The following is a 26,997-nucleotide window of genomic DNA, read 5'->3' as shown; positions in this document are numbered from 1 at the left end:
ATGAACAGGACAACCTTGCGCCAGATAGCCGGGCCGGTCAGCTTCGTGCTGATCGTCCTCGCCTGCTGGTTCGTGGCTGGCATGGTCGCGGACCGGATGGTACAGCAAGAGCTGGACGCGGCGTTGCACACGCAGCGGCAAATGTCCACGTCGATCGTCGACAACATGGCCGAAGTGATTGCCAGCGACCTCGCGATGTCCCGCGCCATCCCCGCAACCATGGCCGAAATGGACGTGGTCCAGCGTGCCCTCGTGCAATCGCAGAATTATGCCGCGAACAGCGAGGCGGCGGAACCCGCCTTGCGCGCCGCGTTGCTGAAGGACCCGCAGATGGCGGCGGTCAGCAGGTTCCTGCATGAAGCGCAAGGCTTCTCCGGGCTCGATCAGGTCTGGATCGTCAATGCGAACGGCATCTGCGTCGCTTCCAGCAGCACGATGTCGAACCCCGAGGGTGCACAGCAATCGTTCGTCGGCGTGGATATGCGCGCGCGCGGCTATCTGACGAGCGCACTGCTCGGCGCATTCGCCGAAGCGTACGGGGTCGGTCGCGCGAGCGGCGAGCCGGGCATCTTCATCACCGCGCCGGTGTATTCGGACGGGCTGCTGGTCGGCGCGGTGGTCGCCAAGGTCGGCATCGCGCGATTGCGCCACTGGGTCGCGCACGCGGGCACCTTCGTCTCCGACGACAACGGCGTCATCATCATGGCGCACAACAGCGCGCTCGAAGGCCACGCGTTGCCGAACTCGCGCGTCACGCAGATGAACCCCACCGAGCGGCGCATCATCTACCGCCGCGAGACGTTCCCCGACATGCTGATCCGCGAAGACACGCAGGTGCGCGAGCAGGCGCCGTGGGTGCCGGCGTCGGTCGCCGCGCAGCTGTTCGGCATGATCGAGCAGCCGACCCCGGCGCTCTATCAGAACCGCGGCGGCCTGAACTCGGGGCTCTCCGCGCATCTGGTCGATCCGCTCGCCGCGTGGCCGGAGCTGCTGCGCAATCACAAGCGCGACCATCTGCTGGTGTTCCTGACACTGTCCGGCACCGTCGCGCTCGCGTGGGTGATCACGGTGTCCTACGTGCGCGAGCGACGCCACCACCGCGCGACACGCGATCTCGCCGAGCAGTTGCAGTCGGCCAATACGCTGCTGTCGGCGGAGGCGCGGCACGATGCGTTGACCGGCGCGCTGTCGCGGCGCTATTTCCTCGACCTGCTGCGCCATGAGATCGATCGCGCGCACGCGGACCGCGAACCGCTGTGCATGGCGATCGCCGATCTCGACCACTTCAAGCAGATCAACGACCGCTTCGGCCATGCCGCCGGCGACCGCGCGCTCGAACATTTCGTCGATACGTGTCGCGCCGAGCTGCGCAGCTCCGACGCAATCGGCCGGCTCGGCGGCGAGGAGTTCGGCCTGCTGCTGCCGGCCACCGATCTGGCAGGCGGGCGCGAGGTGGTCGAGCGTCTGCGGCTGCGGTTGAAAGCGATGCCCTCGCCGAAGCTGCCGGCCTCGGCGGGGCTGAGCGTGAGCATCGGCATCACCGAGCTGTCGCTCGATGATCTGCCCGAGCGCCTGATGAGCCGTGCCGATACCGCGCTGTACGCGGCGAAAACCGGCGGGCGCGATCGCACCGAAGCACTGCCGCCCGACGATACCGCGCCGCCTGCGCGCACGGCGGTGAATGCCTGGTGAATCCCTGACGCTCGCGGAAAAACTCAGCGCGCGACGGTATCGCCCTCTCCGTTTGGCCATCCCACGCCAACACCCTGCCCACGCTAAAACGACGCCGGGCTTCACGCAGCGAAGCAGGTATCATCGATCCTGATATCGGATTGTCACTATCGCACTAACGGGAGATTCGCATGAAGGGAAATCTGGTGATCGTCTGTCGCGATCAGGACGCTGAGGCATTCGACCATCTGCTCGCCGAATACGGCGCGTTCCAGACGCGTCTGTCGTCGACCGCTTGGTATCTGAAACTGGAAGTCGCACCGGAACTGATTCAGGAGGAAATACTCGCGCGCCTCGGCAAATATACGACGCACTATATTTTCGAGGCGGAATCGGTGACGTGGAATACCGTCGACAGCGAAACGGCGAACGCATTGAATACGTTGTTTTCGGACTGACCTCTCGCCCGCTCGCGATGCCGACGCCCCGCGCGCGCATCGCGACGCCAACACCCTGCTCCTACCAGGCGTTTTCCGATGCCGTCGCGACACGCGGCAGCACTTCGAACGGAAAGCTCATCAACACCCGCAGACCGCGGCCGCCGTGATTGCCGATTTCCCACTCACCGCCCGCGCGCCGCACCAGCCGCTCGACGATCGCAAGACCCAGCCCGCTATGGCCGTTGCCGCCGCGCGCCGGATCGAGCCGCACGAACGGCCGGCTGGCGCTGATCAGGTCCTGGGCGGCGATGCCCTTGCCGTTGTCGCTGATGGATAGCGTAAAGCCCTGCGGTGTGCGCGCGGTCGCTACAACCACCGGCGGCGCCCCATATGCATGCGCGTTGTCGATCAGATTCGACAGGATCCGGTCGAGCGTGGCGGCCGGCAACAGAAACGACGGCCCGGCGTTGAGCTCCGTGTAAACGGTCGGAGCATCGCTGGTCACCGCCCGATAGCTGCGCACGACACGCTCGCACTGCGCATCGACTTCCACGGGTTCGCTGCGGTCTGCTCCGTCGTGCGCGAACAGCAGGAACTGCTCGACGATATGCGTCATCGAATCGACGTCGCGCACGACGCCGTCGCGCGTCTTCGCGTCGTCCATCATTTCGGCGCGCAGCCGCAGACGCGCGAGCGGCGTCTTCAGGTCATGCGCGACACCGGCCAGCATCACCGCGCGATCGTTCTCGGTGCGCGCGACTTCCTGCACCATCTGATTGAAGCCGTGCGTGAGTTGCCGCAATTCGCGCGGCCCGCGCTCGGGCACCGGCGGCACCGGCAGCCCGCGGCCGAAGCGCGCGACGGCCTGCGCGAGCAAGCGCAGCGGCCGCTGCAGCGCCCACGCGGCGAACAGCGCCGCCATCACCGCAAACGAGAAAATAATGGCGAGCCACAACACCGTGCGGTCGAGCGAGCGCGGCATGCGCAGCGGCTGAACCGGCACGACGATCCAGTTTTGATCAGTCGCGGCGCGCACCCATAGCGTGGGCGGTCCGCCGGGCGGACCGACGCGCACCTGGGTATCGGCCGGCATGCGGTCGCGCACGTCCTCGACGAAACGCTCGAGCGGCGGTGGCATGTTCGCGCTGGCTGCCGGCACGTCCGGGCTCGCCGGGTCGACTAGCTTCACGCGCGACGGCAACGGTTGATCCGGTGTGCGAGCGACGTGCTGACGCACCGCGTCGACGAGGAAGGTCGCTTCCTCGACCGCGTAGCGCGTTTGCAGTTGCGAACGTTCGAGCCGCATCAGCGCATACCACGCGAAATGCGACAGCATCAGCACCGCGATGACGAGCAGTGCGAGCCGCCCGAACAGCGAATCAATGGGCCGACGCATTCTGCTCGCCGTCCGGCACGAACACGTAACCGCGGCCGCGCACAGTCTGGATGAAGCGCGGTGTGGATGGATCGGTTTCGAGAATGCGACGCAGGCGCCACACCTGCACGTCGATGCCGCGGTCGGTGCCGTCGTACTCGGGACCGTGCAGCAGTTCCAGCAGACGCTCGCGCGTGAGCGTGCGCATGGGGTGATTGACGAAGATCTTCAGCAGCGCGAACTCGCTGCCCGACAGCGTGAGCGGCTTGTCTTCGAGATGCAGCGTGCGCGACTGGAAATCCAGCGTGAAGCGGCCGAAGCTGAACGGCTCGCGCTGCTCGGGCGCAGCCGCCGACGGCAGCGTGCGGCGCCGCCGCAACACCGCCTGCACGCGCGCGAGCAGTTCGCGCGGATTGAACGGTTTGCCAAGGTAGTCGTCCGCGCCGAGTTCGAGGCCGACGATCCGGTCGACGTCGTCCGCGCGCGCGGTCAGCATGATGACGGGGATATCGTCGCCCGACGCGCGCAGCTTGCGCAGCGCGGTGAGCCCGTCCACGCCGGGCATCATCAGGTCCAGCACGATGAGGTCGGGGCGCTCGCGCTCGAGGCGCCGTTCGAGCGAGCCCGCGTCGTGCAGCACCGAAACTTCGATGCCCTGGCGGGCCAGATAGTCGCGCAGCAGATCGCGCAGTTCGACGTCGTCGTCGACGACCAGGATTTGAGTAGCCATGGAATGAAGTTTAACGCGCGGCAGAAAGGGATTTCGTTTTGCAAACGGTCTGAAGGGTTACCGGGTGTTACGGTGAAAGCCGCGCGTAATTGCTGGTAATGGCGGCGTCCTGGCGCGTAACACAGCGGCGCACGCGGTTCTCTACGCTGTGCCTTACCGAGTGCAGGCAGTCCAAAGACCGGTTGCATCGTCGGCTATTCCATTACAAGGAGCCTCATATGTCCACCAAAAAGATGTCGCGCGTTCTCGCCGTTGCTGCCACCGCTCTCGCCATCGGCGCGGGCGCCGCTTACGCCGCTCAACCCGCCGAGCAGGCGCACGGCGGCCCCGGCGGCTGGCATGGCCACTTCATGAAAGAACTGACCCAACTCCACGACCAGCTGAAGCTGAACGCGGAACAGGAAAAGCTGTGGCAAAGCGCGCTCGATACGATGAAGCAGAACCACGAAGCGATGCGCGCCAACCACAAGCAGGCTCACGACCAGTTCAAGGCCGCGCAGCAGCAGCCTATTCTCGATCTGAACGCGATGGCCGCGACGCATCAGCAGATCGAGCAGAAGGACGCGCAACTGCGTCAACAAACCAGCGACGCGTGGCTCAAGTTCTATAACGGCCTGAACGACCAGCAGAAGACCACCGTCAGCACGGCGATCAAGCAGCGTTTCGCGCGGATGGAACAGCGTCACGAGAAAATGCGCGAGCGTTGGGAGCATCACAATGGCGCGGCGTCGGCGCCGGCGCCGGCCGCCAAGCAGTAAGCGGCACGTTGCATCCGCGAGGCGTACCAGGAAAGAGCGCCTCGCTAATAGAAAAACGCCACGGAAGAGGTTTTCCGTGGCGTTTTCGTTTGACGCGGCTCACTGCATGAGGCGCAGGCCGCGCGAACCAACCGCTCGGATCAGCCGTTCAACTGACCGAGATCGAACAGCAGCACTTCCGCGTCGTCGCCCTTTTCGAGCGTCACCGCGTCGACGTCGCTGAGCTTCGCGGCATCGCCCGCTTCGAGCACCGTGCCGTTCACGCTCAGCATGCCGCGCGCGACGTGCAGATAGGCGAGACGTCCCGCCGGTATTGCGAACGTCGCGTGTTCGGCGCCGTCGAACAGTCCCGCGTAGATCGACGCGTCCGCATGGATCGTCACCGAGCCGTCGCGACCGTCGGGCGATGCGATTACGCGCAGACGGCCGCGCTTGCTGTCGGCGTCGAAGCGCTTTTCCTCGTAGCCGGGCTGATCGCCCGCGCGGCGCGGAATGATCCAGATCTGCAGCAAATGCGCGAGTTCGTCGCGCGACGCGTTGAACTCGCTATGCTGCACGCCGGTGCCCGCGCTCATGCGCTGCACGTCGCCGGGACGGATCGTCGAGCCGTTGCCCATGCTATCGCGATGCGCGAGCGCGCCCTCGAGCACATACGTGACGATCTCCATGTCACGATGCCCATGCGCGCCGAACCCCTGGCCGCCGGCGATACGGTCTTCGTTGATCACGCGCAGCGGCCCGAAGTGCACGTGCTCGGGGTCACGGTAATCGGCAAACGAGAAGCTGTGATACGAGTCGAGCCAGCCGTGGTTGGCGTGACCGCGTTCTGCGGAGCGGCGAATCTCGATCATGGAAAGTCTCCCGGGAAGTATTCAATCAGAGCGATGACGGAAATGTAGGGGCTGCGTGTCCACTAAACAATCGTGCGCGACCGCACCGCAGCGTTCCATCGCTGCATGCAATCGCGCGCACGGCGCGACCGGCGCGCGGATGGCCGACGCCCGGATGCCCGACGCCCGGATGCCCGGCGCCGGGATGCCCCGCGCCCGCAAATCCGCGCCGGCGTCGCGCACGCACAACGCGCTGCGCGGCGTCTTGCCGCTCGCTGCCGCCCTGCACTGGCAGCTTGCCGCTCTTCGGGTAAAATACCGCGCTTTTCAAGCTGCGTAGACGTCCAGCGGGACGTGCAGGCCGCGCTGGCAAGCCTCGCCGGGCCGGCCGCAACGGGGCGGCGGGCTCCGACTCGGCGCCACCCTGCGAGGCACGTCCGGCAAGCACCGAACGCGCCGGAGCAGCGCACCACGTCGGACGAACCGCCCGCGCAAGAACACCAGCGCGCGGCGACAATCCCTGCGGCACGGCAATTTTGACCGCCTAGAATAGCGACCGTCGGCCTCGGCCGGCATTCGTCGGGTCGAGTCATCACGACGATCAGTTTGATTCAGGAGAAACATGAAGAAGTTCGCACTGTGCGTGGCTCTGGCAGTCATGGCCACCGGCGCGATGGCGAAAGAATGGAAAACGGTGCGCATCGGGGTCGACGCCAGTTATCCGCCGTTCGAATCGAAGGCGCCTAACGGCGACATCGTCGGTTTCGATGCCGATCTGACCCGCGCGCTGTGCGCGAAGATGAACGTGAAGTGCGTGTGGGTCACGCAGGATCTGGACGGCCTCATTCCGGCGCTGAAAGCACGCAAGTTCGACGTGATCATTTCCTCGCTCAGCGTCACCGACAAGCGCCGCGAACAGATCGACTTTTCCGACAAGATGTTCGACGCGCCCGCCCGCATGATCGCGAAGACCGGTTCTCCGCTTCTGCCCACCCCTGAATCGCTGAAACGCAAGCGCGTCGGCGTCGAGCAGGGCTCGACGCAGGAACAGTACGCGAAGGTCTGGTGGGAACCGAAGGGCGTGGTCGTCGTGCCGTACCAGAATCAGGACCAGGTGTACGCGGATCTCGCATCGGGCCGTCTCGACGCCGCGCTGCAGGACGAAGTGCAGGCCGACGCCGGCTTTCTGAAGACGCCGCGCGGCAAGGGCTTCAGCTGGGCCGGTCCGGAAGTGAAGGATCCGAAGACGATCGGCGAAGGCACCGCGATCGGCCTGCGCAAGGCCGATGCCGACCTGAAGGCGAAGTTCAATCAGGCGCTCGCCGAGGTTCATCGGGACGGCACGTTCAAAAAGCTCGAGAAGCAGTACTTCGACTTCGACATTTATCCTGGCCGTTGAGCGAAACAGGCAGGATACTGAGTGGTAAGCCGGCTCGGGCCGGTGGCGATGACAGTACAAGTGGCATCGAAGGTGGCAACACAAAGCAGTAGATTCAAAACAATCCGAGACGAAAGTCCCAAAAGCGCGCTGCAGGAGCCACCAACGTTTCTGCGGCATGATTTGCACAGCGGCACGCTGTGCGCCGCGGATCACGGCGAGCCAGGCGCTCGTCCCCGACGCGGCGCATCGCGGGCCGCGTCTTTCGCGGTGCGCGAGAAGCGCATCGTCGAGGACTACCTATGTTCCTTCAAGGTTACGGCCCGCTACTCCTTAGCGGCACCTGGCAAACCGTCAAGCTGGCGGTGTTCTCGCTCGCGCTCGCGTTCGTGCTCGGACTGCTCGGCGCGGCGGCGAAACTGTCGAAGAACCGCCTGTCGAACGGCGTCGGCACCGTCTACACGACGCTCGTGCGCGGCGTGCCCGATCTCGTGCTGATGCTGCTGCTGTTCTATAGCATCCAGATCTGGCTGAACAACCTGACCGACGCGATGGGCTGGGACCAGATCGACATCGACCCGTTCGTGGCCGGTGTCGCGGTGCTCGGCTTCATCTACGGCGCGTACTTCACCGAGACGTTCCGCGGCGCGTTTTTGGCGGTGCCGCGCGGCCAGCTCGAAGCGGGCGCGGCCTACGGCATGACGAGCTGGCAGGTGTTCTCGCGCGTGATGTTCCCGCAGATGATGCGCTTCGCGCTGCCGGGCATCGGCAATAACTGGCAGGTGATGGTCAAGGCGACCGCGCTCGTGTCGATCATCGGTCTCGCCGATGTCGTCAAGGCCTCGCAGGACGCCGGCAAGGGCACCCTGCGGTTCTTCTTCTTCACCCTGCTCGCGGGGGCGATCTATCTCGTCATCACCACAGTGTCGAACTTCGTGCTGATGTACCTCGAAAAGCGTTACTCGACCGGCGTGCGAAAGGCGGATCTATGATCGAGATCATTCAGCAATACTGGCGCAACTATCTGTTCACCGATGGCTATCGCTTCACCGGCGTCGCGATCACGTTGTGGCTGCTGGTCGTGTCGATCGGCCTGGGCTTCTGCCTGTCGGTGCCGCTCGCGGTTGCGCGCGTGTCGAAGAAGAAATGGCTCGCGGGCCTCGTGTGGCTCTATACCTATATCTTCCGCGGCACGCCGCTCTATGTGCAATTGCTGCTGTGCTACACGGGTCTCTACAGCCTCGAGATCATCCGCAACAACGAGCTGACCAACGCGTTCTTCCGCGACGGCATGAACTGCACGCTGCTCGCGTTCACGCTGAACACCTGCGCGTACACGACCGAAATCTTCGCGGGCGCGATCAAGGCGACGCCTTATGGCGAGATCGAAGCGGCGCGCGCGTACGGCATGTCGTCGTTCACGCTGTACCGGCGCGTGATTCTGCCGTCGGCGCTGCGCCGCGCACTGCCCTACTACAGCAACGAAGTGATCCTGATGCTGCACGCGACCACGGTCGCGTTCACGGCCACGGTGCCGGACATCCTGAAGATCGCGCGCGACGTGAACTCCGCGACGTATCAGTCGTTCAACGCGTTCGGCATCGCCGCGCTGCTGTATCTGTGCATTTCTTTCGCGCTCGTGTGGCTGTTCCGCCGCGCCGAGCGTCGCTGGCTCGCTTACCTGCGGCCGCAAGGCAAGTAACCGCGCGTCCCTGGACAAGCAAGCGTTAAGGATCCTGATGAATTCCAAGAAGCAGAAGCTCTTCGTCGACGAGCTTCACAAAAAGTATGGCGACAACGAAGTCCTCAAGGGCGTGTCGCTGAAAGCCAATGCCGGCGACGTGATCAGCGTGATCGGTTCGTCCGGTTCGGGCAAGAGCACGATGCTCCGCTGCATCAACTTTCTGGAACAGCCGAACGCCGGGCGCATCTTCGTCGACGGCGAGGAAGTGCGCACGCAGACCGCCAAGGACGGCGCGTTGCGCGTGTCGGACCCGAAGCAGTTGCAGCGCGTGCGCACCAAGCTTTCGATGGTGTTCCAGCACTTCAACCTGTGGTCGCACATGAACGTGCTCGAGAACATCATCGAGGCGCCGGTACATGTACTCGGTCTGAAGCGCAAGGAAGCCGAAGACCGTGCGCGCGAATATCTGGAGAAGGTCGGTCTCGCGCCGCGTCTCGAGAAGCAGTATCCGTCGCATCTGTCGGGCGGCCAGCAGCAGCGTGTCGCGATCGCGCGGGCGCTGGCGATGCACCCGGACGTAATGCTGTTCGACGAACCGACCTCGGCGCTCGACCCGGAACTCGTCGGCGAAGTACTGAAGGTGATGCAGAAGCTCGCCGAGGAAGGCCGCACGATGATCGTCGTCACGCACGAAATGGGCTTCGCGCGCAACGTGTCGAACCATGTGATGTTCCTGCATCAGGGCCGCGTCGAGGAAGAAGGCCATCCCGACGAAGTGTTCAAAAACACGAAAAGCGAGCGTCTGAAGCAATTCCTGTCGGGCAGTCTCAAGTAATAAAAATTACCCGCGACTTACGATGCGAATAACATCGAAAATGTAGTCAATGTAGTTTTACAAGGCGCTTACGAGCGCCTTTTTCGTTTTTACCGCCTCCTCCTACCGGCCATTCGAACGACGAAAAAGCGACGAAAATCCCACAAAACGGGCTATTCAAGCCTGTTTTTCGCCCTAACCTGCCACTTTTGACTCGTCAATAGTGGCAATCCTTAATACGGCCTCTTCCGAGCCGCGATTCCCTTGCCGGACAAGGCTTTGCGCGATTTTTCGAGGGACTCCTCCGGGTCCCGCCGCACATTCGTATTGCAATTTGGCGACACCGCCTGTGGACGGTACTAATTTCTTCTCCCAGTTAAAGTTATTTTTGATAAATTGGTAACCAAAGTAGCAAAACAAAGTTGATTAAAAGTAGTTTCACTTCAAAACACAGAGGAGAACCGGTCGGCGTGGGATCGGCATGACGCACAGATAGCTCGACGCTACATGTCATGGCAGGAGCACCCCTATCCACCCGCCACTCTCCCCTGGTACCGCTTTCTGTTCGGTGCTGATCGCGTCCGAACACCACTCGCAGTACTGGGTTTCTTTTTTTTGACAGGGTATGGAGGAGAAGATGAAGAAAGCTTTGCTCGTCGCTGCGCTGATGTCGGCCGGCGTTGTTGCACACGCTCAGAGCAGCGTCACGCTGTATGGCCGTTTGGATGCAGGTCTCGAGTACATGTCGGGCGTCCCGACCGGCGCTAACGCCAACGGTGCGGCCAATACCAGCTCGAACCGCTTCAAGGCGGAAAGCGGCGACTGGGGCACCAGCCTGTGGGGCATGAAGGGTGTCGAGGACATCGGCGCCGGCAACAAGATTCTGTTCCAGTTGGAAGGCTCGTTCAACACGATGACGGGCGCAGGTCCTGGCGGCGGCGGTCTCTTCAATCGCTGGGCAACGGTCGGCATCTCGAACGACCAGTTCGGTACGTTCACGATGGGCCGCATGCTCTTCATCTCGAACGGCGTGTGGGACTTCGACCCGTTCGGTCAGTCGTCCTGGTCGTCGGCATCGCTGGTACGTGGCCGCAACTGGCCGCAGTCGAGCAACAACTTCGCTTACCAGTCGCCGAAGATCGCGGGCTTTGACTTCTACGGTCAATACGCGCTGTCGAATGCGACGAGCTGGAACGGTAACGGCACGACGCCGCAAGGTCGCGAAGCTGGCGCGCAGATCACCTACACGACCTCGCTGTTCCAGATCCGCGGTCTGTACGACGAAATTCGCAACAAGAATAACGGCCAGCTGTGGGGTGGCCCGGTCGCCAACAACGGCATCAATACGGATAACACGGGCAACGGCGTCTTCGCGGCATCGCGCGAGTACTCGGCTCTCGTGAACGTGTTCCTCGGCCAGTTCAAGATTCAGGCCGCTTACCAGGCAATCCGTTCGGCAGGTGCGACGGGCGTTGCACCTGGTCAGCCGACCACCCTGGATCACGAATGGGGCGGTGTGACGTGGCAGGCAACGCCGGCTGCAGCGCTGATCGCGGCGGTCTACCACGTGAACGGCAACAACGGCGCGGGCAATGCGACGATCTACACGATCGGCGGTTCGTACAACCTGTCGAAGCGCACGCTGCTCGACCTGCAGGCAGCAACCGTGCGCAACAGCCGCAATGCCAACTTCGGTCTGAACGCGAACAATGCGGGCTTCGCCGCTGCAACGGACAACCCGCTGCAAGGCCGCCAGCAAACCGGCGTCTACGCGGGTATCCAGCACTCGTTCTAATCGAACGGTGCGCCCCGAGGGTCACACCTCGGGGTGTAACACAGGTTTCTTCAAGAGAATCTTTTTCACGCTGCTGCGAGAGGCGCGTATCGGTGCAATATCCGCAAGGGTATTGCACCGTTTTTTCTTCGGCGGCCGAATTCGAGTACTTGCCCGCACCGGGCCGGTGCGTGCTTGCGCAGCTTAGACGGCCGCTTCGTTCTCTTCGCCGGTACGGATACGGATCACGCGCTCGACATCCGCGACGAAAATCTTGCCGTCGCCGATCTTGCCGGTCCGCGCAGCGCCAATGATCGCGTCGATGACCTGATCGCACTGGCTGTCCGCGACCACGACTTCGATCTTCACTTTCGGCAGAAAGTCGACCACGTACTCCGCACCACGATAGAGCTCGGTATGCCCTTTCTGCCGGCCGAACCCCTTGACCTCGGTAACGGTCAGGCCGGTGAGGCCGACTTCCGCGAGCGCCTCGCGCACTTCGTCGAGCTTGAACGGTTTGATGACTGCGGTGATGCGCTTCATGGCGAACCTCGTCTCTTGATGGGAAGAGTGGAAAGGGAAAGGATGATTTTTATTCTACGCCGCGCCGGATGCATTGCGGCATCCGCGCGCGGGTGCCGTCTTTCACTCCACCGGTTCGGTGTAGCGCGACGTGATCGGATAACGCCAGTCGCGGCCGAACGCGCGATGCGTGACGCGAATGCCGATCGGCGCCTGCCGGCGCTTGTACTCGTTGATCTTGATCAGGCGCGTGACGCGCTTCACGTCGTCGACCCGATAGCCCGCCGCAATGATTTCCGCCAGCGAACGGTCCTCCTCCATGTACATGCGCATGATCGCGTCGAGTACTTCGTATTCGGGCAGGCTGTCCTGGTCGGTCTGGTTCTCGCGCAACTCGGCGGACGGCGCGCGGGTCAGAATGCGCTCGGGAATCACGTCGCGCGTCGCAAACGTGGTGGCCGCGTTGCGATAGCGGCACAGCCGGTACACGAGCGTCTTCGCGATGTCCTTGATCACCGCGAAGCCGCCGGCCATGTCGCCGTACAGCGTGCAGTAGCCGACCGCCATTTCGCTCTTGTTGCCGGTGGTCAGCACGATCGAGCCGAACTTGTTCGACAGCGCCATCAAGAGCGTGCCGCGAATGCGCGCCTGAATGTTCTCTTCGGTCGCGTCTTCGGCGCGGCCGGCGAACTCCTCGGCGAGCGAACCGCGGAACGCATCGAACATCGGCGCGATCGCGATCTCGTCGTACCGCACACCGACGCGGCGCGCCATCTCGGCGGCGTCGGTCGTGGAAATGTCGGCCGTGTAGCGCGACGGCATCATCACAGCGCGTACCTTGTCGGCGCCGAGCGCATCGCACGCGACGGCCAGCACGAGCGCCGAATCGACACCGCCCGACAAACCGATCAGCGCGCCCGGAAAACCGTTTTTGCCGATGTAGTCGCGCACGCCCATCACGAGCGCCGCGTACACCTGTGCTTCGATCGATTGCTCCGGCGCGATCGCGGCCGGCAGCGGTTTGCCGTCGTCGAACTCGACGATCGCCGTGGCTTCCTCGAACTGCGCGAGCTTCGCGACGAGTGCGCCCTGCGCGTCGAGCACGAACGAACCGCCATCGAACACGAGTTCGTCCTGGCCGCCGACCATGTTCACGTAGACCATCGGAATGCCGGTCTCGCGAATGCGCGCGCGCAGGATGTCGAAACGCACCGCTTCCTTGTTCAGGTGATACGGCGAGCCGTTCGGAATCAGCAGCACCTGCGCGCCCGCGGCCTTCGCCATCTGCGCGGCCGACGCATGCCATGCGTCTTCGCAGATCACGACACCGTACCTGAGCCCATCGAGTTCGAACACGAACGGCTGCGGGTCGGACGCGAAGTAGCGCTTCTCGTCGAACACCTCGGTGTTCGGCAGATCCTGCTTGCGATAGGTGCCCTTCACTTCGCCGTCGACGATCAGCGACGCCGCGTTGAACGTATCGACCGGCGGCACGCCGCGCTCGATCGGCGCGTTTGCATTACCATGGCCGTTCGCCGCGTTGTGCGCGAGATTGTCCGACCCGTCGCGCAGCGGATGACCGACGATCACATGCAGACCGGTGAACGGCTTCAACTGCGCGGCAAGATCGGCCAACGCGGCCGCGCTCGCGGTGTAGAAAGCGGGGCGCAGCAGCAGGTCTTCGGGCGGATAACCCGACAGCGCGAGTTCAGGCGCGACCAGCAGTTTCGCACCATCGCTGTGCGCGGCGCGCGCGGCGGCGACGATCTTCGCGACGTTGCCGGCGAAGTCGCCGACGGTGACATTGATTTGAGCAAGAGCGATTCGGGTCTTCATGGCAGGATCGACAGGCAAGCCTTCACGGCTCGCGGTACCGCGGCTCGATGGCTCGACGGAAATGAACAAACCGGATAAACGAACTCAACGAACGACGTGGCAGCTTCAGCTTCACAGCGCCGCGCCGGTCATTGCAAACAGTCACGCAGATTGAACCAGCAACGTATCGATTATCGCACGGGCATTCTGGCATCGCCCTCCGAGGTGGACGCCGCCGAGTGGAACGCCCTCCTCGCCGCGCAGCCGCAGCCCACGCCGTTTTTGCGGCATGAGTTTTTGAGTGCGCTCAACGCGACGCAATGCGCGGTTCCCGACACCGGTTGGGCGCCGCAATTCGTCACGCTGACCGACGCACGCACGGGCAAGCTCGCGGCGGCGGCCCCCGTCTATCTGAAGGGCCACTCGTACGGCGAGTACGTGTTCGACTGGGCCTGGGCCGACGCGTACAAACGCAACGGCCTGCCCTACTACCCGAAGCTGCTATGCGCGGTGCCGTTCACGCCGGTGCAGGGCAACCGCCTGCTATCGGCGAACGAGCACGCGTTGCGCCATCTCGCGGCCACCTTGATGGCGTTCGCCGAGCAGGCCGAGGTATCGTCGCTGCATGTGCTGTTTCCGACGCAAAGCGAAGCCGACGCGCTCACCGATATCGGCATGATGCAACGCGAAGGCGTGCAGTTTCACTGGCTCAACGACGGCTATCGCGACTTCGAAGACTTTCTGTCGACGCTCGAACAGAAGAAGCGCAAGAACATTCGCGCCGAACGTCGCAAGGTGCACGACGCGGGCATCACGATGCGGCGCATCCGCGGCGAAGACATCAAGGATGCCGACTGGCGCTTCTTCAGCAAGTGCTATCGGCAAACCTATCGCGAGCATTTTTCGAGTCCGTATCTGAACCTCGATTTCTTCCGGATGATCGGCGCGTCGATGCCGGAGAATCTGCTGCTCGTGATCGCCGAATATGAAGGCAAGCCGATCGCGAGCTCGCTCGTCGTCTATCAGCGCGACGACAAAACCGGCGGCACCCTGTATGGACGCTACTGGGGCGCGCTCGAACACGTGCCGTGCTTGCACTTCGAAACCGCGTACTACCAGCCGCTCGAATTCTGCATCGAAGAAAAGCTCGGCGCATTCGAAGGCGGCGCGCAGGGCGAGCACAAGATGGCGCGCGGCTTTCTGCCGACGGTCACGCGCTCGACGCATTGGCTCGCGCATCCGGCGTTCGCCGATGCGGTCGGCCATTTCCTCGACAACGAAAAGAACAGCATCCACGCGTACGTGGACGAGCTGCGCGAACACAATCCGTTCAAAGGCTAGAAGCGCGGCTATGGCGTGGTTTCTCTATCTGCTCGAGTGCTCGGACGGCAGCGTCTATACCGGCATCGCGACCGACGTCGCTGCCCGCTTCGACAAACACATGAGCGGCACGGGCGCGCGTTATACGCGCTCGCGCAAGCCGGTGCGGGTGCTGGCGTCGTTCGAGCTGGCGGACCGTTCTAGCGCGTCGAGCGCCGAGTATTGGGTCAAGCGGCTCACTGCCGCCGACAAGCGGGCGCTGGCGGCCGGGGTGTTCACGCTGCAGTCGGTGTTGCCGGCGGTGACGATGAACGACCTCGCTAAAGACGGCGACAGCGCCGACGGCTGAGTCGCGCTACCCCCGCGCTTCCCGCATCCTCTCCGTCAGCAACCGATGCACGCGCGCAAGCTCGCCCACCACATCCGCTTCCAGCGACGTCAACTGCTCGCGCGCCGGTAACTCGAGCCGCACCGGCCGCAACGTGCGGTTCAGCGCGGCCTCGATCGCCGCGCTCATCGCCACGACCCATTGATCGAGTTCGCTATGCATGTCGCGACGGTTGGCGCTGAGGCGCAACTGCGTCGCGGTGCCGGCCATCCGTCGCAGCAGACTCAGCACCGTCAGCGTGACCGTATCGGCCATCGAGTCCTCGAGCTTTTCGAGCCGCACGCGGCCGATCGCTTCTTCGGCGTTGTTGCTGGTGAGGCCCGCCGCGCGGCGCAATTGCTCGATCTCCTTGCCGCCGTGCCGCGGCGCTTCGAGCGACGCGCGCAGATACGCGAGATTCGCGCGCACCGCGTCGCCGAGATAGACGCGCAGGTCGAGCTTCTCGCGCGTCGGCCACAAAAGGAACGTCGCGAGCAGCGCGAGCACGCAGCCGAGCACGTTGTTGCCGAGCCGCGTCAGCGCGAACGCCAGTTCGTTGGCGCCAGGAGTTGCGAAGTCGGCGACGAGCACGAAGGTCGGCGTCAGGAACAGCACGAACAGGCTGTAGCTGACGGGGCGCAGCGCCATCGTCGCGATCACGAGCGGGAACACCGCGAGCGAAATGCCGAGCGGCGAATGAATCGCATAGCCGATCGCCGCCGCGAGCACGCCGCCGACGATACTGCCCGCCGCGCGCTCGATGCTGCGCGGCCAGGTCGCGGCAATCGACGGCTGCAGGATCAGAAGAGTGGCCATCGTCGCCCAATAGCCGAACGGCAGACCGAGCGCGCGAATCACGACGAAGCCCGCGGTCGTCGTCACGCCGACACGCGCCGCATGGCGCAAGCCGACCGACTGCCACGACAGGTTCGCCTTCAGCGTCGACCACGCGCGCGCCGTATAACGCGCGACGCACGCGCTCCACGGCTCGACGTGCACCTCACGCGGGGCGAAATCGACGAGCTCGAAACCGGATTGCAGCTTCACCGGTTCGAGCAACGCGCTTTCGAGCCGATGCGCGAGACGCCGCAGACGCGCCTGGGGCTCCCCGAGACGTTCCCAGCGCGCGTCGCCGGTCACGCTGCCGATGTCGCTGAGCACTTCGCCGATCGCATTGAGCAAGCGCACCGCGCGTTGCGTGCGGCGCGGATCGTCGGGCACTTTCTCGCCCGCGCCCGACACCGCGATCAGATACGCGAACAACGCTTCGCCATCGGTCAGCAAGCCGAGCAGTGTGTCGTAGACGGCCGCGCCGCCCGCTTTCGATGCAGGCACGTTCGCGAGCGCATCGCGCGAACGTTCGAGCGACGCGCGCGCATCGGCGCGAAAGCGCGCGGCATGCGTGGCCCATTCGCGCGGCGCGGCCCGTCGGCCGACGAGCCGCGCGGTATCGAACGCGATATCGGCGAGGCGCCGATACACCGCGCGCAGCGACGCCCGGCTCGCGCCGAACGGATGGATGCGCCACACGGTCAGGCTCAGCACGATCGCGAACAGACAGCCGACCAGATACACGCCGAGAAACTCGACACCGGCACGCGCGTCGTGCATCGGCCGATCGACCATCACGACGCAGGCGGTCGCCGCGAGGATCGTCACCTGCGAGGTGGCCGCGCCCCAGATGCGGCCGAACGCGCCGAGCGTCGTGAACGCGAGCACCGCGAGCGCCGCCCACGCGGTGCCCGACGCCGATGCGAACGCGGCGATGCCACCGCATAGCGTCGACAGCAGCGCGAAGCCCATCATCGACATGAAGCGCGCACGGTTCGAGCCGGCCGCATCGGCGAGGCAGGTCCAGAACGCGCCGATCGCGGCCCACGCGAACACCGGATCGTGCAGCACGTTGCCGAGCGCGAGCATCGCCGTCGACGCGCACGCCGCCCGCAAACCTTCCGACAGATTCGCCTCGCTCGCCGCGAACGACACCATCCAGACCGGCCGCTTGCGATAGATCGCGGTGACGACCGAATGGAAGCGGGTCGACCAGCGCGGCGATGTCGAGTGGGACTTGCTGCGGTTCATCATCCGGACGGTGGTTGTTGAAGTGATGGAAAGGCGCGTAGATGCCGTGAGTTCGCGCGCAAGCTCGTGCGGCGAATGATAAGGGTTTACACCTAAATATAAAAATGCGTTCCGTTCATCGGAGCGATGCCTTCAGGTTATGCGCGCGACATCAAGCGTGCGGGACGACGCTCGCGGCGCTCGTTGCACGGTAGTCGAGCGCCGCGCAACGCGCATAAAAAACCGCGCGGTCCTTGCGGACTCGCGCGGTTTTCGTACTGCATGCAGCGAGCGGGTGAACCGCGGCGTGCTTACTTCTTGTAGTTCGCCACGCCTTCGCTGATTTCCTTGTGGGCGGCATCGACGTCGGCCCAGCCTTCGACCTTGACCCACTTGCCCTTCTCGAGTGCCTTGTATTGCTCGAAGAAGTGCTTGATCTGGTCCTTCAGGTAAGCCGGCACGTCGTCGACCGACTTCAGGTTCGCCGTCATCGGGCAGATCTTGTCGTGCGGCACGGCGATCAGCTTCGCGTCGACGCCCGATTCATCGGTCATCTGCAGCATGCCGAGCGCGCGGGCACGCACGACCGAGCCTGCCAGCAGCGGGAACGGCGTGATCACCAGCACGTCGACTGGATCGCCGTCGCCCGACAGCGTCTGCGGAATGAAGCCGTAGTTGGCCGGATAGCGCATGCCGGTGCCGATGAAACGGTCGACGACGAGCAGGCCCAGCTCCTTGTCGGCTTCGTACTTCACCGGGTCGCTTTGCGCCGGGATTTCGATGATGACGTTGAAATCGTGCGGAAGGTCTTTGCCTGCGGGAACGTGATTGAAGCTCATGAGCGCTCTCTGAAGGGGATGGAAATCGGAAGGCGGCGAACGGCGCGCGGGCTGCGGATGCGGTGCGAACTGCGTGCGAACCGCGAACGCCGGGCCCTGAAGCCCTCTCGCCCCGGACGACGGGGCCGCGCACCGGACCGTACGGAATGCGCCATTATAGCCAATCGGCAGGTGGCATCCGCGCTCGGATCGGCGCGATAATCGTCTGGCGAGTCTCGCTTCGCGTCTCTACCGTTTTGTGTCTCCCCTTCGAACCCGCGCCGCCGCACGCCGGCCGCACGTCATCAAGGAGCATGCATGGAAGAAGCACGACATTTCATCGGCGGCGAGTGGTGCGCCGCTTCCGGCGGCGAGTCGATCGCCGTACTCGATCCATCGGACGGCCAGCCGTTCACGCGCATCGCGCGCGGCACCGAAGCCGATATCGACACCGCCGTGCACGCGGCGCGCCGCGCGTTCGACGGCGCGTGGGGCGCGCTGAGCGCCGCCGAGCGCGGCCGCGTGCTGTACCGGCTGTCGCTGCTGGTGGCCGCGCGCCAGGAAGACCTGGCCCAGCTCGAAGCGCGCGACACCGGCAAGCCGCTGAAGCAGGCGCGCGCCGACGCCGCCGCCCTCATCCGCTACTTCGAGTTCTACGCCGGCGCGGCCGACAAGCTGCACGGCGAAACCCTGCCCTACCAATCCGGCTACACGGTGCTGACGATCCGCGAGCCGCACGGCGTAACCGGCCACATCGTGCCGTGGAATTACCCGATGCAGATCTTCGGGCGCAGCGTCGGCGCGGCACTGGCGACCGGCAATGCATGCGTCGTCAAACCGGCCGAGGACGCGTGCCTGTCGGTGCTGCGCGTCGCCGAACTTGCCGCCGAAGCGGGCCTGCCGGCCGGTGCGCTGAACATCGTCACCGGCTACGGACACGAAGCGGGCGCCGCGCTCGCGCGTCATCCGGGCATCGACCACATCTCGTTCACGGGGTCGCCCGAGACCGGCAAGCTCGTCACGCAGATGGCCGCCGAAAACCACGTCCCCGTCACGCTCGAACTCGGCGGCAAGTCGCCGCAAATCGTGTTCGCGGACGCCGATCTTGACGCCGCGCTGCCGGTGCTGATCTCCGCGATCGTGCAGAACGCAGGGCAAACCTGCTCGGCGGGCAGTCGCGTGCTGATCGAGCAGGCGATCTACGAGCCGCTGCTCGACCGGCTCGGCAGCGCCTTTCAGGCGCTGCGCGTCGGACCGTCGAAGGCCGATCTCGATTGCGGACCGCTGATCAGCGCGAAACAGCAGCAACGCGTGTGGGACTTCCTGTCGGATGCGCAGCACGACGGCATCGCGATGGCCGCACACGGCGAAGTGATTCCCGAAGCGCCGGAAAGCGGCTTCTATCAGGCACCGACGTTGCTGCGCGACGTGCCCGCGAGCCACCGCCTCGCGCGCGATGAAGTGTTCGGCCCGGTGCTCGCCGCGATGTCGTTCCGCGACGAGGCCGAAGCGCTCGCGCTCGCGAACGGCACGCAGTTCGGACTCGTCGCCGGAATCTGGACACGCGACGGCGCGCGTCAGATGCGGCTCGCGCGACGCGTGCGCTCGGGCCAGGTGTTCATCAACAACTATGGCGCGGGTGGCGGCGTCGAATTGCCGTTCGGCGGCGTCAGGCACTCGGGACACGGTCGCGAGAAAGGCTTCGAGGCGTTGTATGGCTTCACGGTGCTGAAGACAATCGCAATCCGACACGGCTAGCGAATCTCGCAAGGCTCGCTCACGATCAGCGCGAGCAGCACGTTACATGCAGCAACGCAGCGCTCTATCCATCACAAACAACGGAGACATCATGCGGTTGACAGGTAAAACGGCCATCGTCACGGGCGGCGGTTCGGGTTTCGGCGAAGGCATCGCGAAGACCTTTGCGCGCGAAGGCGCGAACGTCGTGGTCAACGACCTCAACGGGCCGGCCGCCGAACGCGTCGCGAGTGAGATCGCGATTGCGGGCGGAAAGGCGATCGCGGTGCCAGGCAACGTCGCGCAACGCGACGACTGGCGCACGCTGCGCGAAGCCGCGCTCGAAGACTTCGGCAGCGTGCAGATCGTCGTCAACAACGCGGGCACTACGCATCGCAACAAGCCGGTGCTCGAAGTGACCGAGGCCGAGTTCGATCGCGTCTATGCGGTGAACGTGAAAAGCATCTACTGGAGCGTGCAGGAGTTCGTGCCGTATTTCCGCGAGCAAGGCGGCGGCAGCTTTATCAATATCGCGTCGACGGCGGGCGTGCGGCCGCGGCCGGGCCTCGTCTGGTACAACGGCAGCAAGGGTGCGGTGATCATCGCCAGCAAGTCGCTCGCCGTCGAACTCGGGCCGGAGCGGATTCGCGTGAACTGCGTGAATCCGGTGATCGGCGAGACCGCGCTGCTGTCCGAGTTCATGGGGGTCGAGGATACGCCGCAGAATCGGCAGAAGTTCCTCGCGGGGATACCGCTCGGGCGGTTTTCGACGCCGCAGGATATTGCGAATGCCGCGCTGTATCTGGCTTCGGATGAGGCGGAGTTCATTACCGGCGTGTGCCTCGAAGTGGATGGAGGGCGCTGCGTGTAGTGTTGTCAAACGCTGCGCGCGCGCTGCGTGCGCAGTTAGTGTTTTCCCCCAATATCGATTCGTCGTGCAAATGGCCTGGCGCGGATAGAATCGATCGGCGGTGGCATTTCAATTCCATAACAAGAGGAGACACAGTCATGGCTAGTCCTGCAGATCCGCTCCACCATCCCGGCGCTGGCGCGCCGCCTTCCACGTTCGAAGAAGCGACTTATCGCAAGGTTACCTGGCGGCTCGCGCCGTTGTTGATGCTGTGCTACATCGTTGCGTATCTAGACCGCGTGAACGTCGGTTTCGCGAAGCTGGGGATGAGCACGGATCTTGGCTTGAGCGATGCGGTGTACGGCTTCGGCGCGGGGATTTTCTTTATCGGCTATTTCATCTTCGAAGTGCCGAGCAACGTGATCCTGCATAAGGTCGGCGCGCGTGTCTGGATCGCACGGATCATGATTTCGTGGGGCGTGATATCGATGCTGACGATGTTCGTCACCACGCCGACGATGTTTTACGTGATGCGCTTTTTGCTCGGGCTTGCCGAGGCGGGGTTCTTTCCCGGGATTATTTTGTATCTCACCTACTGGTATCCGGCGCATCGGCGTGGGCGGATGACGACCTGGTTTATGACGGCGATTGCGTTGTCGGGGGTGATTGGCGGGCCGGTGTCCGGGTACATCCTGAAGAACTTTAATGGCGTGAATGGATGGCACGGGTGGCAGTGGCTGTTTCTGCTCGAAGGGATACCTTCGGTGCTCGTTGGGATCATCGTGTTCGTGGTGCTCGACGATCGGATTTCGAACGCCAAGTGGCTTACTCGGGAAGAGCAGCAGTTGCTCGAGAGCCAGGTGTCGGCTGAGGAAGCGACCAAGCACGATATGCCGATTCGGCAGGTGTTCACGAGCGGGCGGGTGTTGATGCTGAGTCTCACCTACTTCTCGTTTGTGATGGGGCTTTATGGAGTGAGCTTCTGGTTGCCGACGATTATCAAATCGACCGGCGTTAGCGATGCGTTCCTGATCGGGTTGCTGTCGGCGGTGCCGTTTGCGGCGGCTGTCGTCGCGATGGTGTTTGTGGCGCGGAGTGCGGATCGGTCGAGGGAACGGCGGTGGCACATTGCGGTGCCGGCGTTTCTTGGTGCCGTGGGGCTCGTGCTTTCCGTCGTTTGGACGCATAACACCGTGCTTGCCATGACCGGATTGACGCTGGCTACTATGGGCATCCTCACTACACTGCCGTTGTTCTGGAGTCTGCCTACGGCGATTCTTGCGGGGACTGGCGCGGCTGCGGGGATTGCGATGATCAATTCGATTGGGAACCTGGCGGGTTTCCTTAGTCCTTATGCTGTGGGGTGGCTGAAAGAGGTTACCGCGGCTAATGACTCAGGAATGTATATGCTCGCGGCGTTTATGGTGCTCGGCGGTTTGCTTGCTATTAGTGTGCCGGCGAGGATGGTTAATAGGTAAGACAGACTCGCAGATGAGAAAAGCCTTGGCGATGTTTCTACGCCAGGGCTTTTTTTGTTGGCATAGGTGCGAGCATCTAGTAATCGAATGGCCGCTTTCGCGACGTTGTATCGAATGAGCGAGGCAGGAGAAGTATCGATGATCGAATCGGCAGATGTGATCGTCATTGGCTCCGGCGGGTTGGGCGCAGCGACAGCCTTTCACTTGTCGAAGAGAGGCGCTCGGGTCGCGATGATGTATTTCAATCCCGCACAAGTGGCCATCGGCTTCGCTCGTGCAGCGCAGGCAAACGGGGCTGCGTTACTGCCGAACACCGCGGTGACGCGCGTCCTGATCGACGACGGCGAGGTGACCGGGGTCGACACCACGTGCGGCCGTATCCACGCACCGGTCGTGGTCGATGCGGCCGGCGCCTGGACGCGACAAGTGGCCGAGGCCAGCGGAATTCGAGTTCCTCTTGTTACAACAGCGCAGCAATTGTTCGTCACCGAGCCCGTGCCCGATGCCCGAGCCGAATTGCCGATGGTCCGAATTATGGATGCCGCGGTGTATATGAGACCTTGCGACGGAGGATTTCTGTGGGGGGTCTACGAGGAAAATCCGAGGTTCTTCGACATGAATGGCTTCGACGCCAACTTCGACGTCAAGGATCTGTCGCTCGATGCCGACGTTCTCTGGCACTATGCGCGGGACGTCGAGGCTCAGCTTCCGGTGCTTCTGAACACCGCGATCCGCGAGCATCGTGGCGGGCTGCCAACGATGACGGCCGATGGCCAGCACGTCGTCGGCCCCGCGCCGGCCATTCGGGGGTTTTACTTCGCGAGCGGTTGCAATGTCGCAGGACTCTCTATCGCCCCGGCACTTGGGGAGATGCTCGCCGCGTGGATCGTCGACGGTGCTCCCCTCATCGATTTATCGCCTCTGTCGATTGCCAGATTTGGAACCGGGCCATGGCCGGATGACGAGTTGATCAGGCAGTCCGCGTGGCAGTACCGTCATTTCTACGGTGCAAGATAACTCAAGCATCGACGCGTTCTTCATCGAGCGCTGCGATATCGGGAACTGGATGCAGTGCTGGATCAGTCGTCATCGTCCCCGTGACGATGATGCTCCCAGCCCTTGTGCCAGCCACGGTCATGGCGCCAGTGCCTGTCACGGTCGTCGTTGTATTCGTACCCATAGCCATACCCGTAGCCATAGGCCGGAGCAGGCACGTAGGTCACTGGTGGCGCCTCGTAGACCACTGGGGGCGGCGCGACATAAACCGGCCCCGGCGCGCCAAGGTAAACACCAAGGTCGACATGAGCCAGCGCAGCGCTGGAAGCGCACGCAGCGCAAACGCCTGCAATCCACAAAATGAAGGTGCGCTTCATGTATCTCTCCCTGTTCGCTGGCATCGGATGTTGATGCGATTTAGCGATATCGATTGTATGTGTCGCGCCGGTTGGCAAGTAAACGTGAAGTGTCAGTCAGGTAACCGTTTGTAAGGCGTTGTGCCCTGCGGTTCTCTGCGTGCTCACGAAGCGCTCAGCGAATCGCCATAGACATGCACCCGCTCACCAACCTGAACGGTAGGCTGATTGTCATAGTTGAAGTTTCGATAACTGCCATCCTGCATCCTGACTTGCACCTGGTAGGTGGCGACCTTGCGTACCGCATGTTCGATACCGTTACCGGCAAGGCCGCCGCCAACCGCACCCGCTATCGTCGCCAGAACACGGCCGCGACCTTGACCAACCTGATTGCCCAGCAGGCCGCCTGCCACCGCACCGCCTACAGCGCCGAGCCCGGTGGCCGGCTCTTGCGTTTGGACCGCGTTGACCGCGACGACCTCACCTCCATCAGGGTCGACGGTAACGGCTCGAGGTGGCGGCTGGGTGGCATCACGGTAACTATCGTCGTGCGCGTACCTGGGCGCTGGCGACGACGCATTGCTATGGCGGGGATGAACATGGGATTCGAGCGGCGTGCTGGCTGGCTGCACCGCCACCGATGCAGTTTGCGACGGCGGCGGCGTCACCGCACGGGATGTCGGAAGCAGACCGGTCATCGCGGCAATGCCGGTGCCACTGGCGAGAATGACAGCAACAGCAGCTCCGGCGACCAGAGGATGAATGCGGCTGCGCGGGGATGAATCGGAAGGCAAGTTCGTGTTCATTTGCTGGCTCCGTGGTATGTGCCTTCAAGAACGCCGATACCATCGAGCCGGTGGACCTTGCTATTGTGAGATCTGTAAGCAGTTGTAGTTAGCCGCTACGCGTTGGCAAGCAAACCGACTCATGGAAAAACAATGGCCGGTCGCCCGGCCATTATCGACTGGTCCTGCGAACACTCCCGCGTCAATCCTTTTCGGGCCGCCGTCCCGACTGCGCCGCTGGCATCCTGCGATAAATGGTGTTCCGCGACACCCCAAGCGCACGCGCCGCCGCCGAAACGTTTCCGCCGTAACGCGCCAGCGTCATCGCGACTACCGACGCGGCGACATCCTGCAGCCGCGCGCCGTCACGTACCGGTGCATCACCTGTAGCAAGCGCGTCCGCAGCCGCAACGTCGGAAACGGCCGACATGGCAGAGTGAGCTCGATCTGCCTCGCCACCGCCGCAACCCGCACCACGAACGTCATCCAAAAAGTCATCCGGCAAATGCTCCCACCGGATCACCCCATCGTCCTCCACCATCGCCGCCGCAGTCCGCAGCAGATTTGCCAGTTGCCGGCAATTGCCCGGCCACGTATGTCGCCCGAACGCCGCCATCACATCAGCCGCAACGCTGAGAGCCTGCCGCCCTCCGCCTTCAACTGACTCCCACTGCAACATCTTCTCAACGACGACCGCGAGATCGCTCCGCTCCCGCAACGCCGGCAACCGCACCGCAAGCCCGTTGATCCGATAGTAAAGATCCTCACGAAACTGATGCTGTGCAATCATCTCGCGCAAGTTGCGGTGTGTCGCGCAAATAACGGAGACATCGACGGGAATCGCCCGCGCCGCCCCGAGCGGCGTCACGACCCGCTCCTGCAAAACACGCAGCAAGCGCACCTGCAACGAACAAGGCATATCCCCAATCTCATCGAGAAACAGCGTGCCGCCATTCGCCTGCATCAGCTTGCCGATCGCCCCTTTCCGCCGCGCGCCGGTAAACGCACCCTCTTCATACCCGAATAGCTCGGATTCGATCAGCGACTCAGGAATCGAAGCACAGTTGACCGCGACAAACGGGCCATCACGTCGCGGCGAATCGTTATGAATCGCCTGCGCGAGCAGCTCCTTGCCGGTACCGGTCTCGCCGGTGATCAGAATCGGAATATCCTTGCCGAGCACCTTGCGAACCTTCGCAATCAGTGCAGCCACACGAGCATCGCCGGTATCGAGATCGCTGAGCCGCGACAGTCCCGCAGCCGGTTGACGCGCATTCGCACACACCGGTCGCGGCGCAACTGCACCCTGCACATCGACGGCGCCGCGCTCTAGCCCAAACGACGCCCGCCTGAACTGCCCACGTGCGCACACCACCGCACCGTTGTGCAGATTCAGCATCAGATGCGGCGCAACGCCATGCGTCAAACGATCGATCAGTTGCGCATACGAGATCTGAAACAGCGACGACAGCGTATGCGCGCGCAATGCAGCGAGCGGCAAGCCCAACTGAAATTGCGCACTCCGATTCGCGGACAGAAAGCGGCCATCGTCGGTAAAGGCAATGATCCCTTCCATCAGCGTGCCGAGAAACTCGGGACGTCCGTGAAAAGACACTTGCAGCACGTCGCGAAACGCAGTCGAGAACAGATGGTTTTCGATCATCTGCACCGACATCTTCGCGAGCGCCATCGTGTGCTGGTGATAGCTGCGATGGTCGCCCGTCACGTCGAGCACGCCGATCAGATCACCATACGGATCGAGAATCGGCACACTCGAACAGGTCAGGAAGCGGTTCGCCGCCAGATAGTGCTGATCGCCATGAACGACCATCGCACACCCCTCGGCCAGCGAGGTACCGATCGCGTTGGTCCCCTGACGATCCTCGGCCCAGTTCGCGCCGGGCCGCAGCGCCACTTTTTCCGCGCGATGCAGAAAGTCGTCGTCGCCGATCGAATGCAGGATCAACCCTTCGGCGTTGGTCAACACGATCATGCTTTGCGTGTTGACGATCTGCTCGCGCAGCGTCTCCATGACCGGCATCGCATGCGCGCACAGCACCTGGTTCTGTTCGCGCTTCAACGCGAGTCCCGTGTCGGACAGGATGTCGTAATCCGGCCGGAACGATGCGCGCAGGCCGAACGTCTCGGAGCGTTCGTGGGCTTTCTGGATCGCCGGTGCAGGCCAACCTTTGGCGCGGTTAGCCGCCGCCACGCTGACCGGATGAACGTCGTCGCGCATTGTCTCCTCCTGGATGCGCCCGGGTCGTGCCGGACGCTTTGATGCGTGTCAACAGAATACTCCCTTTGCCAGTCCGCCCGACGCCTGCCGTGACCCCGCGCGGGCCCGCATCCTTGATCTGCATCAGCGTCGGCCGAATCTGCGGCGTTTCTGAACAACCGCTGCCCGCATAACTGTTCCGAAACGGAACGCTTCCGCT

25 protein-coding genes are annotated in these 26,997 nt (G+C 63.5%); 15 read left to right on the top strand and 10 right to left on the bottom strand.

Annotated elements, in window-relative coordinates; genetic code table 11:
* Both BC1002_RS04000 and BC1002_RS03995 read left to right on the top strand, forming a co-directional pair.
* Entirely contained in the window at positions 1–1,692 is a 1,692-nt protein-coding gene (locus BC1002_RS04000) for a sensor domain-containing diguanylate cyclase (protein WP_013088793.1), read from the top strand.
* A 170-nt stretch (positions 1,693–1,862) separates the two neighbouring features.
* Positions 1,863–2,129: a hypothetical protein gene (locus BC1002_RS03995; protein ID WP_013088792.1), complete on the top strand. Its 267-nt coding sequence runs from the start codon at positions 1,863–1,865 to the stop codon at positions 2,127–2,129.
* 61 nt (positions 2,130–2,190) lie between these two features.
* Here the strand turns inward: BC1002_RS03995 and BC1002_RS03990 are convergent, their stop codons facing one another.
* Positions 2,191–3,507, bottom strand: a complete 1,317-nt coding sequence (locus BC1002_RS03990) for an ATP-binding protein (RefSeq protein WP_013088791.1) — start codon at positions 3,505–3,507, stop codon at positions 2,191–2,193.
* The gene (locus BC1002_RS03985) at positions 3,491–4,216 is read right to left on the bottom strand and encodes a response regulator (protein WP_013088790.1); all 726 of its coding nucleotides are present in this window, start codon (positions 4,214–4,216) and stop codon (positions 3,491–3,493) included. The genes BC1002_RS03990 and BC1002_RS03985 overlap by 17 nt, the downstream gene beginning before the upstream one ends.
* Positions 4,217–4,434: 218 nt before the next feature.
* On the opposite strand from BC1002_RS03985, the gene BC1002_RS03980 reads away from it, so the two are divergent.
* Positions 4,435–4,974, top strand: coding sequence for a Spy/CpxP family protein refolding chaperone (locus BC1002_RS03980; RefSeq protein ID WP_013088789.1), 540 nt, complete (start codon positions 4,435–4,437; stop codon positions 4,972–4,974).
* Positions 4,975–5,114: 140 nt separating this feature from the next.
* On the opposite strand, the gene BC1002_RS03975 is transcribed toward BC1002_RS03980, so the two are convergent.
* Positions 5,115–5,825: a pirin family protein gene (locus tag BC1002_RS03975; protein WP_013088788.1), complete on the bottom strand. Its 711-nt coding sequence runs from the start codon at positions 5,823–5,825 to the stop codon at positions 5,115–5,117.
* A 55-nt stretch (positions 5,826–5,880) separates the two neighbouring features.
* Here BC1002_RS03975 and BC1002_RS03970 point away from each other — a divergent pair, with 55 nt between their 5' ends.
* The 6 genes from BC1002_RS03970 to BC1002_RS03945 all read left to right on the top strand — a co-directional run bounded on the left by BC1002_RS03970 (position 5,881) and on the right by BC1002_RS03945 (position 11,475).
* Positions 5,881–6,144 carry a hypothetical protein gene (locus tag BC1002_RS03970; protein WP_157874646.1) on the top strand — a complete coding sequence of 88 codons (264 nt, stop codon included), beginning with the start codon at positions 5,881–5,883 and terminating at the stop codon, positions 6,142–6,144.
* A 282-nt stretch (positions 6,145–6,426) separates the two neighbouring features.
* A complete protein-coding gene (locus tag BC1002_RS03965) occupies positions 6,427–7,203 on the top strand; it encodes an ABC transporter substrate-binding protein (RefSeq protein WP_013088787.1) in 777 nt (258 codons plus the stop codon).
* A gap of 281 nt (positions 7,204–7,484) precedes the next feature.
* A complete protein-coding gene (locus BC1002_RS03960) occupies positions 7,485–8,174 on the top strand; it encodes an ABC transporter permease (RefSeq protein WP_013088786.1) in 690 nt (229 codons plus the stop codon).
* Complete coding sequence (locus BC1002_RS03955; protein ID WP_013088785.1) at positions 8,171–8,884, top strand: ABC transporter permease; 714 nt, start codon at positions 8,171–8,173, stop codon at positions 8,882–8,884. Before BC1002_RS03960 ends, BC1002_RS03955 begins: the two co-directional genes overlap by 4 nt.
* A 37-nt stretch (positions 8,885–8,921) precedes the next feature.
* Complete coding sequence (locus BC1002_RS03950; RefSeq protein WP_008918159.1) at positions 8,922–9,701, top strand: ABC transporter ATP-binding protein; 780 nt, start codon at positions 8,922–8,924, stop codon at positions 9,699–9,701.
* A 616-nt stretch (positions 9,702–10,317) separates the two neighbouring features.
* Positions 10,318–11,475, top strand: a complete 1,158-nt coding sequence (locus tag BC1002_RS03945) for a porin (protein ID WP_013088784.1) — start codon at positions 10,318–10,320, stop codon at positions 11,473–11,475.
* A gap of 183 nt (positions 11,476–11,658) precedes the next feature.
* Here BC1002_RS03945 and glnK read toward each other — a convergent pair whose 3' ends face one another.
* Positions 11,659–11,997: a P-II family nitrogen regulator gene (gene glnK / locus BC1002_RS03940; protein WP_013088783.1), complete on the bottom strand. Its 339-nt coding sequence runs from the start codon at positions 11,995–11,997 to the stop codon at positions 11,659–11,661.
* A 102-nt stretch (positions 11,998–12,099) separates the two neighbouring features.
* Complete coding sequence (locus tag BC1002_RS03935) at positions 12,100–13,812, bottom strand: NAD+ synthase (RefSeq protein WP_013088782.1); 1,713 nt, start codon at positions 13,810–13,812, stop codon at positions 12,100–12,102.
* A 150-nt stretch (positions 13,813–13,962) separates the two neighbouring features.
* Between BC1002_RS03935 and BC1002_RS03930 the strand changes: the two genes are divergently transcribed.
* Positions 13,963–15,132, top strand: coding sequence for a GNAT family N-acetyltransferase (locus tag BC1002_RS03930; protein ID WP_013088781.1), 1,170 nt, complete (start codon positions 13,963–13,965; stop codon positions 15,130–15,132).
* A gap of 10 nt (positions 15,133–15,142) precedes the next feature.
* A complete protein-coding gene (locus BC1002_RS03925) occupies positions 15,143–15,460 on the top strand; it encodes a GIY-YIG nuclease family protein (RefSeq protein ID WP_013088780.1) in 318 nt (105 codons plus the stop codon).
* A 6-nt stretch (positions 15,461–15,466) separates the two neighbouring features.
* Here the strand turns inward: BC1002_RS03925 and BC1002_RS03920 are convergent, their stop codons facing one another.
* Positions 15,467–17,563, bottom strand: a complete 2,097-nt coding sequence (locus BC1002_RS03920; protein WP_041734300.1) for an FUSC family protein — start codon at positions 17,561–17,563, stop codon at positions 15,467–15,469.
* Positions 17,564–17,850: 287 nt separating this feature from the next.
* On the bottom strand, positions 17,851–18,378 hold the full coding sequence (ppa, locus tag BC1002_RS03915; protein WP_013088778.1) for an inorganic diphosphatase: 528 nt from the start codon (positions 18,376–18,378) through the stop codon (positions 17,851–17,853).
* A gap of 297 nt (positions 18,379–18,675) precedes the next feature.
* Between ppa and BC1002_RS03910 the strand changes: the two genes are divergently transcribed.
* From BC1002_RS03910 to BC1002_RS03895, 4 genes are all read left to right on the top strand, one after another.
* Positions 18,676–20,115 (top strand): aldehyde dehydrogenase family protein, encoded by a 1,440-nt coding sequence (locus tag BC1002_RS03910; protein WP_013088777.1) that lies wholly within the window; start codon positions 18,676–18,678, stop codon positions 20,113–20,115.
* 91 nt (positions 20,116–20,206) lie between these two features.
* Positions 20,207–20,965, top strand: coding sequence for an SDR family oxidoreductase (locus tag BC1002_RS03905; RefSeq protein WP_013088776.1), 759 nt, complete (start codon positions 20,207–20,209; stop codon positions 20,963–20,965).
* A 137-nt stretch (positions 20,966–21,102) separates the two neighbouring features.
* Entirely contained in the window at positions 21,103–22,422 is a 1,320-nt protein-coding gene (locus BC1002_RS03900) for an MFS transporter (protein WP_013088775.1), read from the top strand.
* A gap of 138 nt (positions 22,423–22,560) precedes the next feature.
* Positions 22,561–23,439 (top strand): NAD(P)/FAD-dependent oxidoreductase, encoded by an 879-nt coding sequence (locus tag BC1002_RS03895; protein WP_013088774.1) that lies wholly within the window; start codon positions 22,561–22,563, stop codon positions 23,437–23,439.
* A gap of 62 nt (positions 23,440–23,501) precedes the next feature.
* Here BC1002_RS03895 and BC1002_RS03890 read toward each other — a convergent pair whose 3' ends face one another.
* From BC1002_RS03890 to BC1002_RS03880, 3 genes are all read right to left on the bottom strand, one after another.
* Entirely contained in the window at positions 23,502–23,795 is a 294-nt protein-coding gene (locus BC1002_RS03890) for a hypothetical protein (protein ID WP_013088773.1), read from the bottom strand.
* Positions 23,796–23,938: 143 nt separating this feature from the next.
* Positions 23,939–24,580 carry a glycine zipper 2TM domain-containing protein gene (locus tag BC1002_RS36045; RefSeq protein WP_013088772.1) on the bottom strand — a complete coding sequence of 214 codons (642 nt, stop codon included), beginning with the start codon at positions 24,578–24,580 and terminating at the stop codon, positions 23,939–23,941.
* A gap of 181 nt (positions 24,581–24,761) precedes the next feature.
* Positions 24,762–26,798, bottom strand: coding sequence for a sigma-54-dependent Fis family transcriptional regulator (locus BC1002_RS03880; RefSeq protein WP_013088771.1), 2,037 nt, complete (start codon positions 26,796–26,798; stop codon positions 24,762–24,764).
* Positions 26,799–26,997 lie beyond the last annotated feature (199 nt).

Source organism: Paraburkholderia atlantica (assembly GCF_000092885.1).
GTDB classification, from domain to species: Bacteria; Pseudomonadota; Gammaproteobacteria; order Burkholderiales; family Burkholderiaceae; genus Paraburkholderia; species Paraburkholderia atlantica.
Note: the sequence above shows the minus strand (reverse complement) of the source record. Positions and strands in the feature narration are given on the sequence as shown.

Excerpts from the sequence above, each read along its gene's own strand:
- BC1002_RS03965 (WP_013088787.1), top strand. The coding sequence starts at position 6,427 with ATGAAGAAGTTCGCACTGTGCGTGGCTCTGGCAGTCATGGCCACCGGC.
- glnK (WP_013088783.1), bottom strand. The coding sequence starts at position 11,997 with ATGAAGCGCATCACCGCAGTCATCAAACCGTTCAAGCTCGACGAAGTG.
- BC1002_RS04000 (WP_013088793.1), top strand. The coding sequence starts at position 1 with ATGAACAGGACAACCTTGCGCCAGATAGCCGGGCCGGTCAGCTTCGTG.
- BC1002_RS36045 (WP_013088772.1), bottom strand. The coding sequence starts at position 24,580 with ATGAACACGAACTTGCCTTCCGATTCATCCCCGCGCAGCCGCATTCAT.
- BC1002_RS03985 (WP_013088790.1), bottom strand. The coding sequence starts at position 4,216 with ATGGCTACTCAAATCCTGGTCGTCGACGACGACGTCGAACTGCGCGAT.
- BC1002_RS03895 (WP_013088774.1), top strand. The coding sequence starts at position 22,561 with ATGATCGAATCGGCAGATGTGATCGTCATTGGCTCCGGCGGGTTGGGC.
- BC1002_RS03980 (WP_013088789.1), top strand. The coding sequence starts at position 4,435 with ATGTCCACCAAAAAGATGTCGCGCGTTCTCGCCGTTGCTGCCACCGCT.
- ppa (WP_013088778.1), bottom strand. The coding sequence starts at position 18,378 with ATGAGCTTCAATCACGTTCCCGCAGGCAAAGACCTTCCGCACGATTTC.
- BC1002_RS03900 (WP_013088775.1), top strand. The coding sequence starts at position 21,103 with ATGGCTAGTCCTGCAGATCCGCTCCACCATCCCGGCGCTGGCGCGCCG.
- BC1002_RS03905 (WP_013088776.1), top strand. The coding sequence starts at position 20,207 with ATGCGGTTGACAGGTAAAACGGCCATCGTCACGGGCGGCGGTTCGGGT.
- BC1002_RS03960 (WP_013088786.1), top strand. The coding sequence starts at position 7,485 with ATGTTCCTTCAAGGTTACGGCCCGCTACTCCTTAGCGGCACCTGGCAA.
- BC1002_RS03995 (WP_013088792.1), top strand. The coding sequence starts at position 1,863 with ATGAAGGGAAATCTGGTGATCGTCTGTCGCGATCAGGACGCTGAGGCA.
- BC1002_RS03935 (WP_013088782.1), bottom strand. The coding sequence starts at position 13,812 with ATGAAGACCCGAATCGCTCTTGCTCAAATCAATGTCACCGTCGGCGAC.
- BC1002_RS03925 (WP_013088780.1), top strand. The coding sequence starts at position 15,143 with ATGGCGTGGTTTCTCTATCTGCTCGAGTGCTCGGACGGCAGCGTCTAT.
- BC1002_RS03975 (WP_013088788.1), bottom strand. The coding sequence starts at position 5,825 with ATGATCGAGATTCGCCGCTCCGCAGAACGCGGTCACGCCAACCACGGC.
- BC1002_RS03920 (WP_041734300.1), bottom strand. The coding sequence starts at position 17,563 with ATGATGAACCGCAGCAAGTCCCACTCGACATCGCCGCGCTGGTCGACC.
- BC1002_RS03880 (WP_013088771.1), bottom strand. The coding sequence starts at position 26,798 with ATGCGCGACGACGTTCATCCGGTCAGCGTGGCGGCGGCTAACCGCGCC.
- BC1002_RS03890 (WP_013088773.1), bottom strand. The coding sequence starts at position 23,795 with ATGAAGCGCACCTTCATTTTGTGGATTGCAGGCGTTTGCGCTGCGTGC.
- BC1002_RS03990 (WP_013088791.1), bottom strand. The coding sequence starts at position 3,507 with ATGCGTCGGCCCATTGATTCGCTGTTCGGGCGGCTCGCACTGCTCGTC.
- BC1002_RS03910 (WP_013088777.1), top strand. The coding sequence starts at position 18,676 with ATGGAAGAAGCACGACATTTCATCGGCGGCGAGTGGTGCGCCGCTTCC.
- BC1002_RS03945 (WP_013088784.1), top strand. The coding sequence starts at position 10,318 with ATGAAGAAAGCTTTGCTCGTCGCTGCGCTGATGTCGGCCGGCGTTGTT.
- BC1002_RS03950 (WP_008918159.1), top strand. The coding sequence starts at position 8,922 with ATGAATTCCAAGAAGCAGAAGCTCTTCGTCGACGAGCTTCACAAAAAG.
- BC1002_RS03955 (WP_013088785.1), top strand. The coding sequence starts at position 8,171 with ATGATCGAGATCATTCAGCAATACTGGCGCAACTATCTGTTCACCGAT.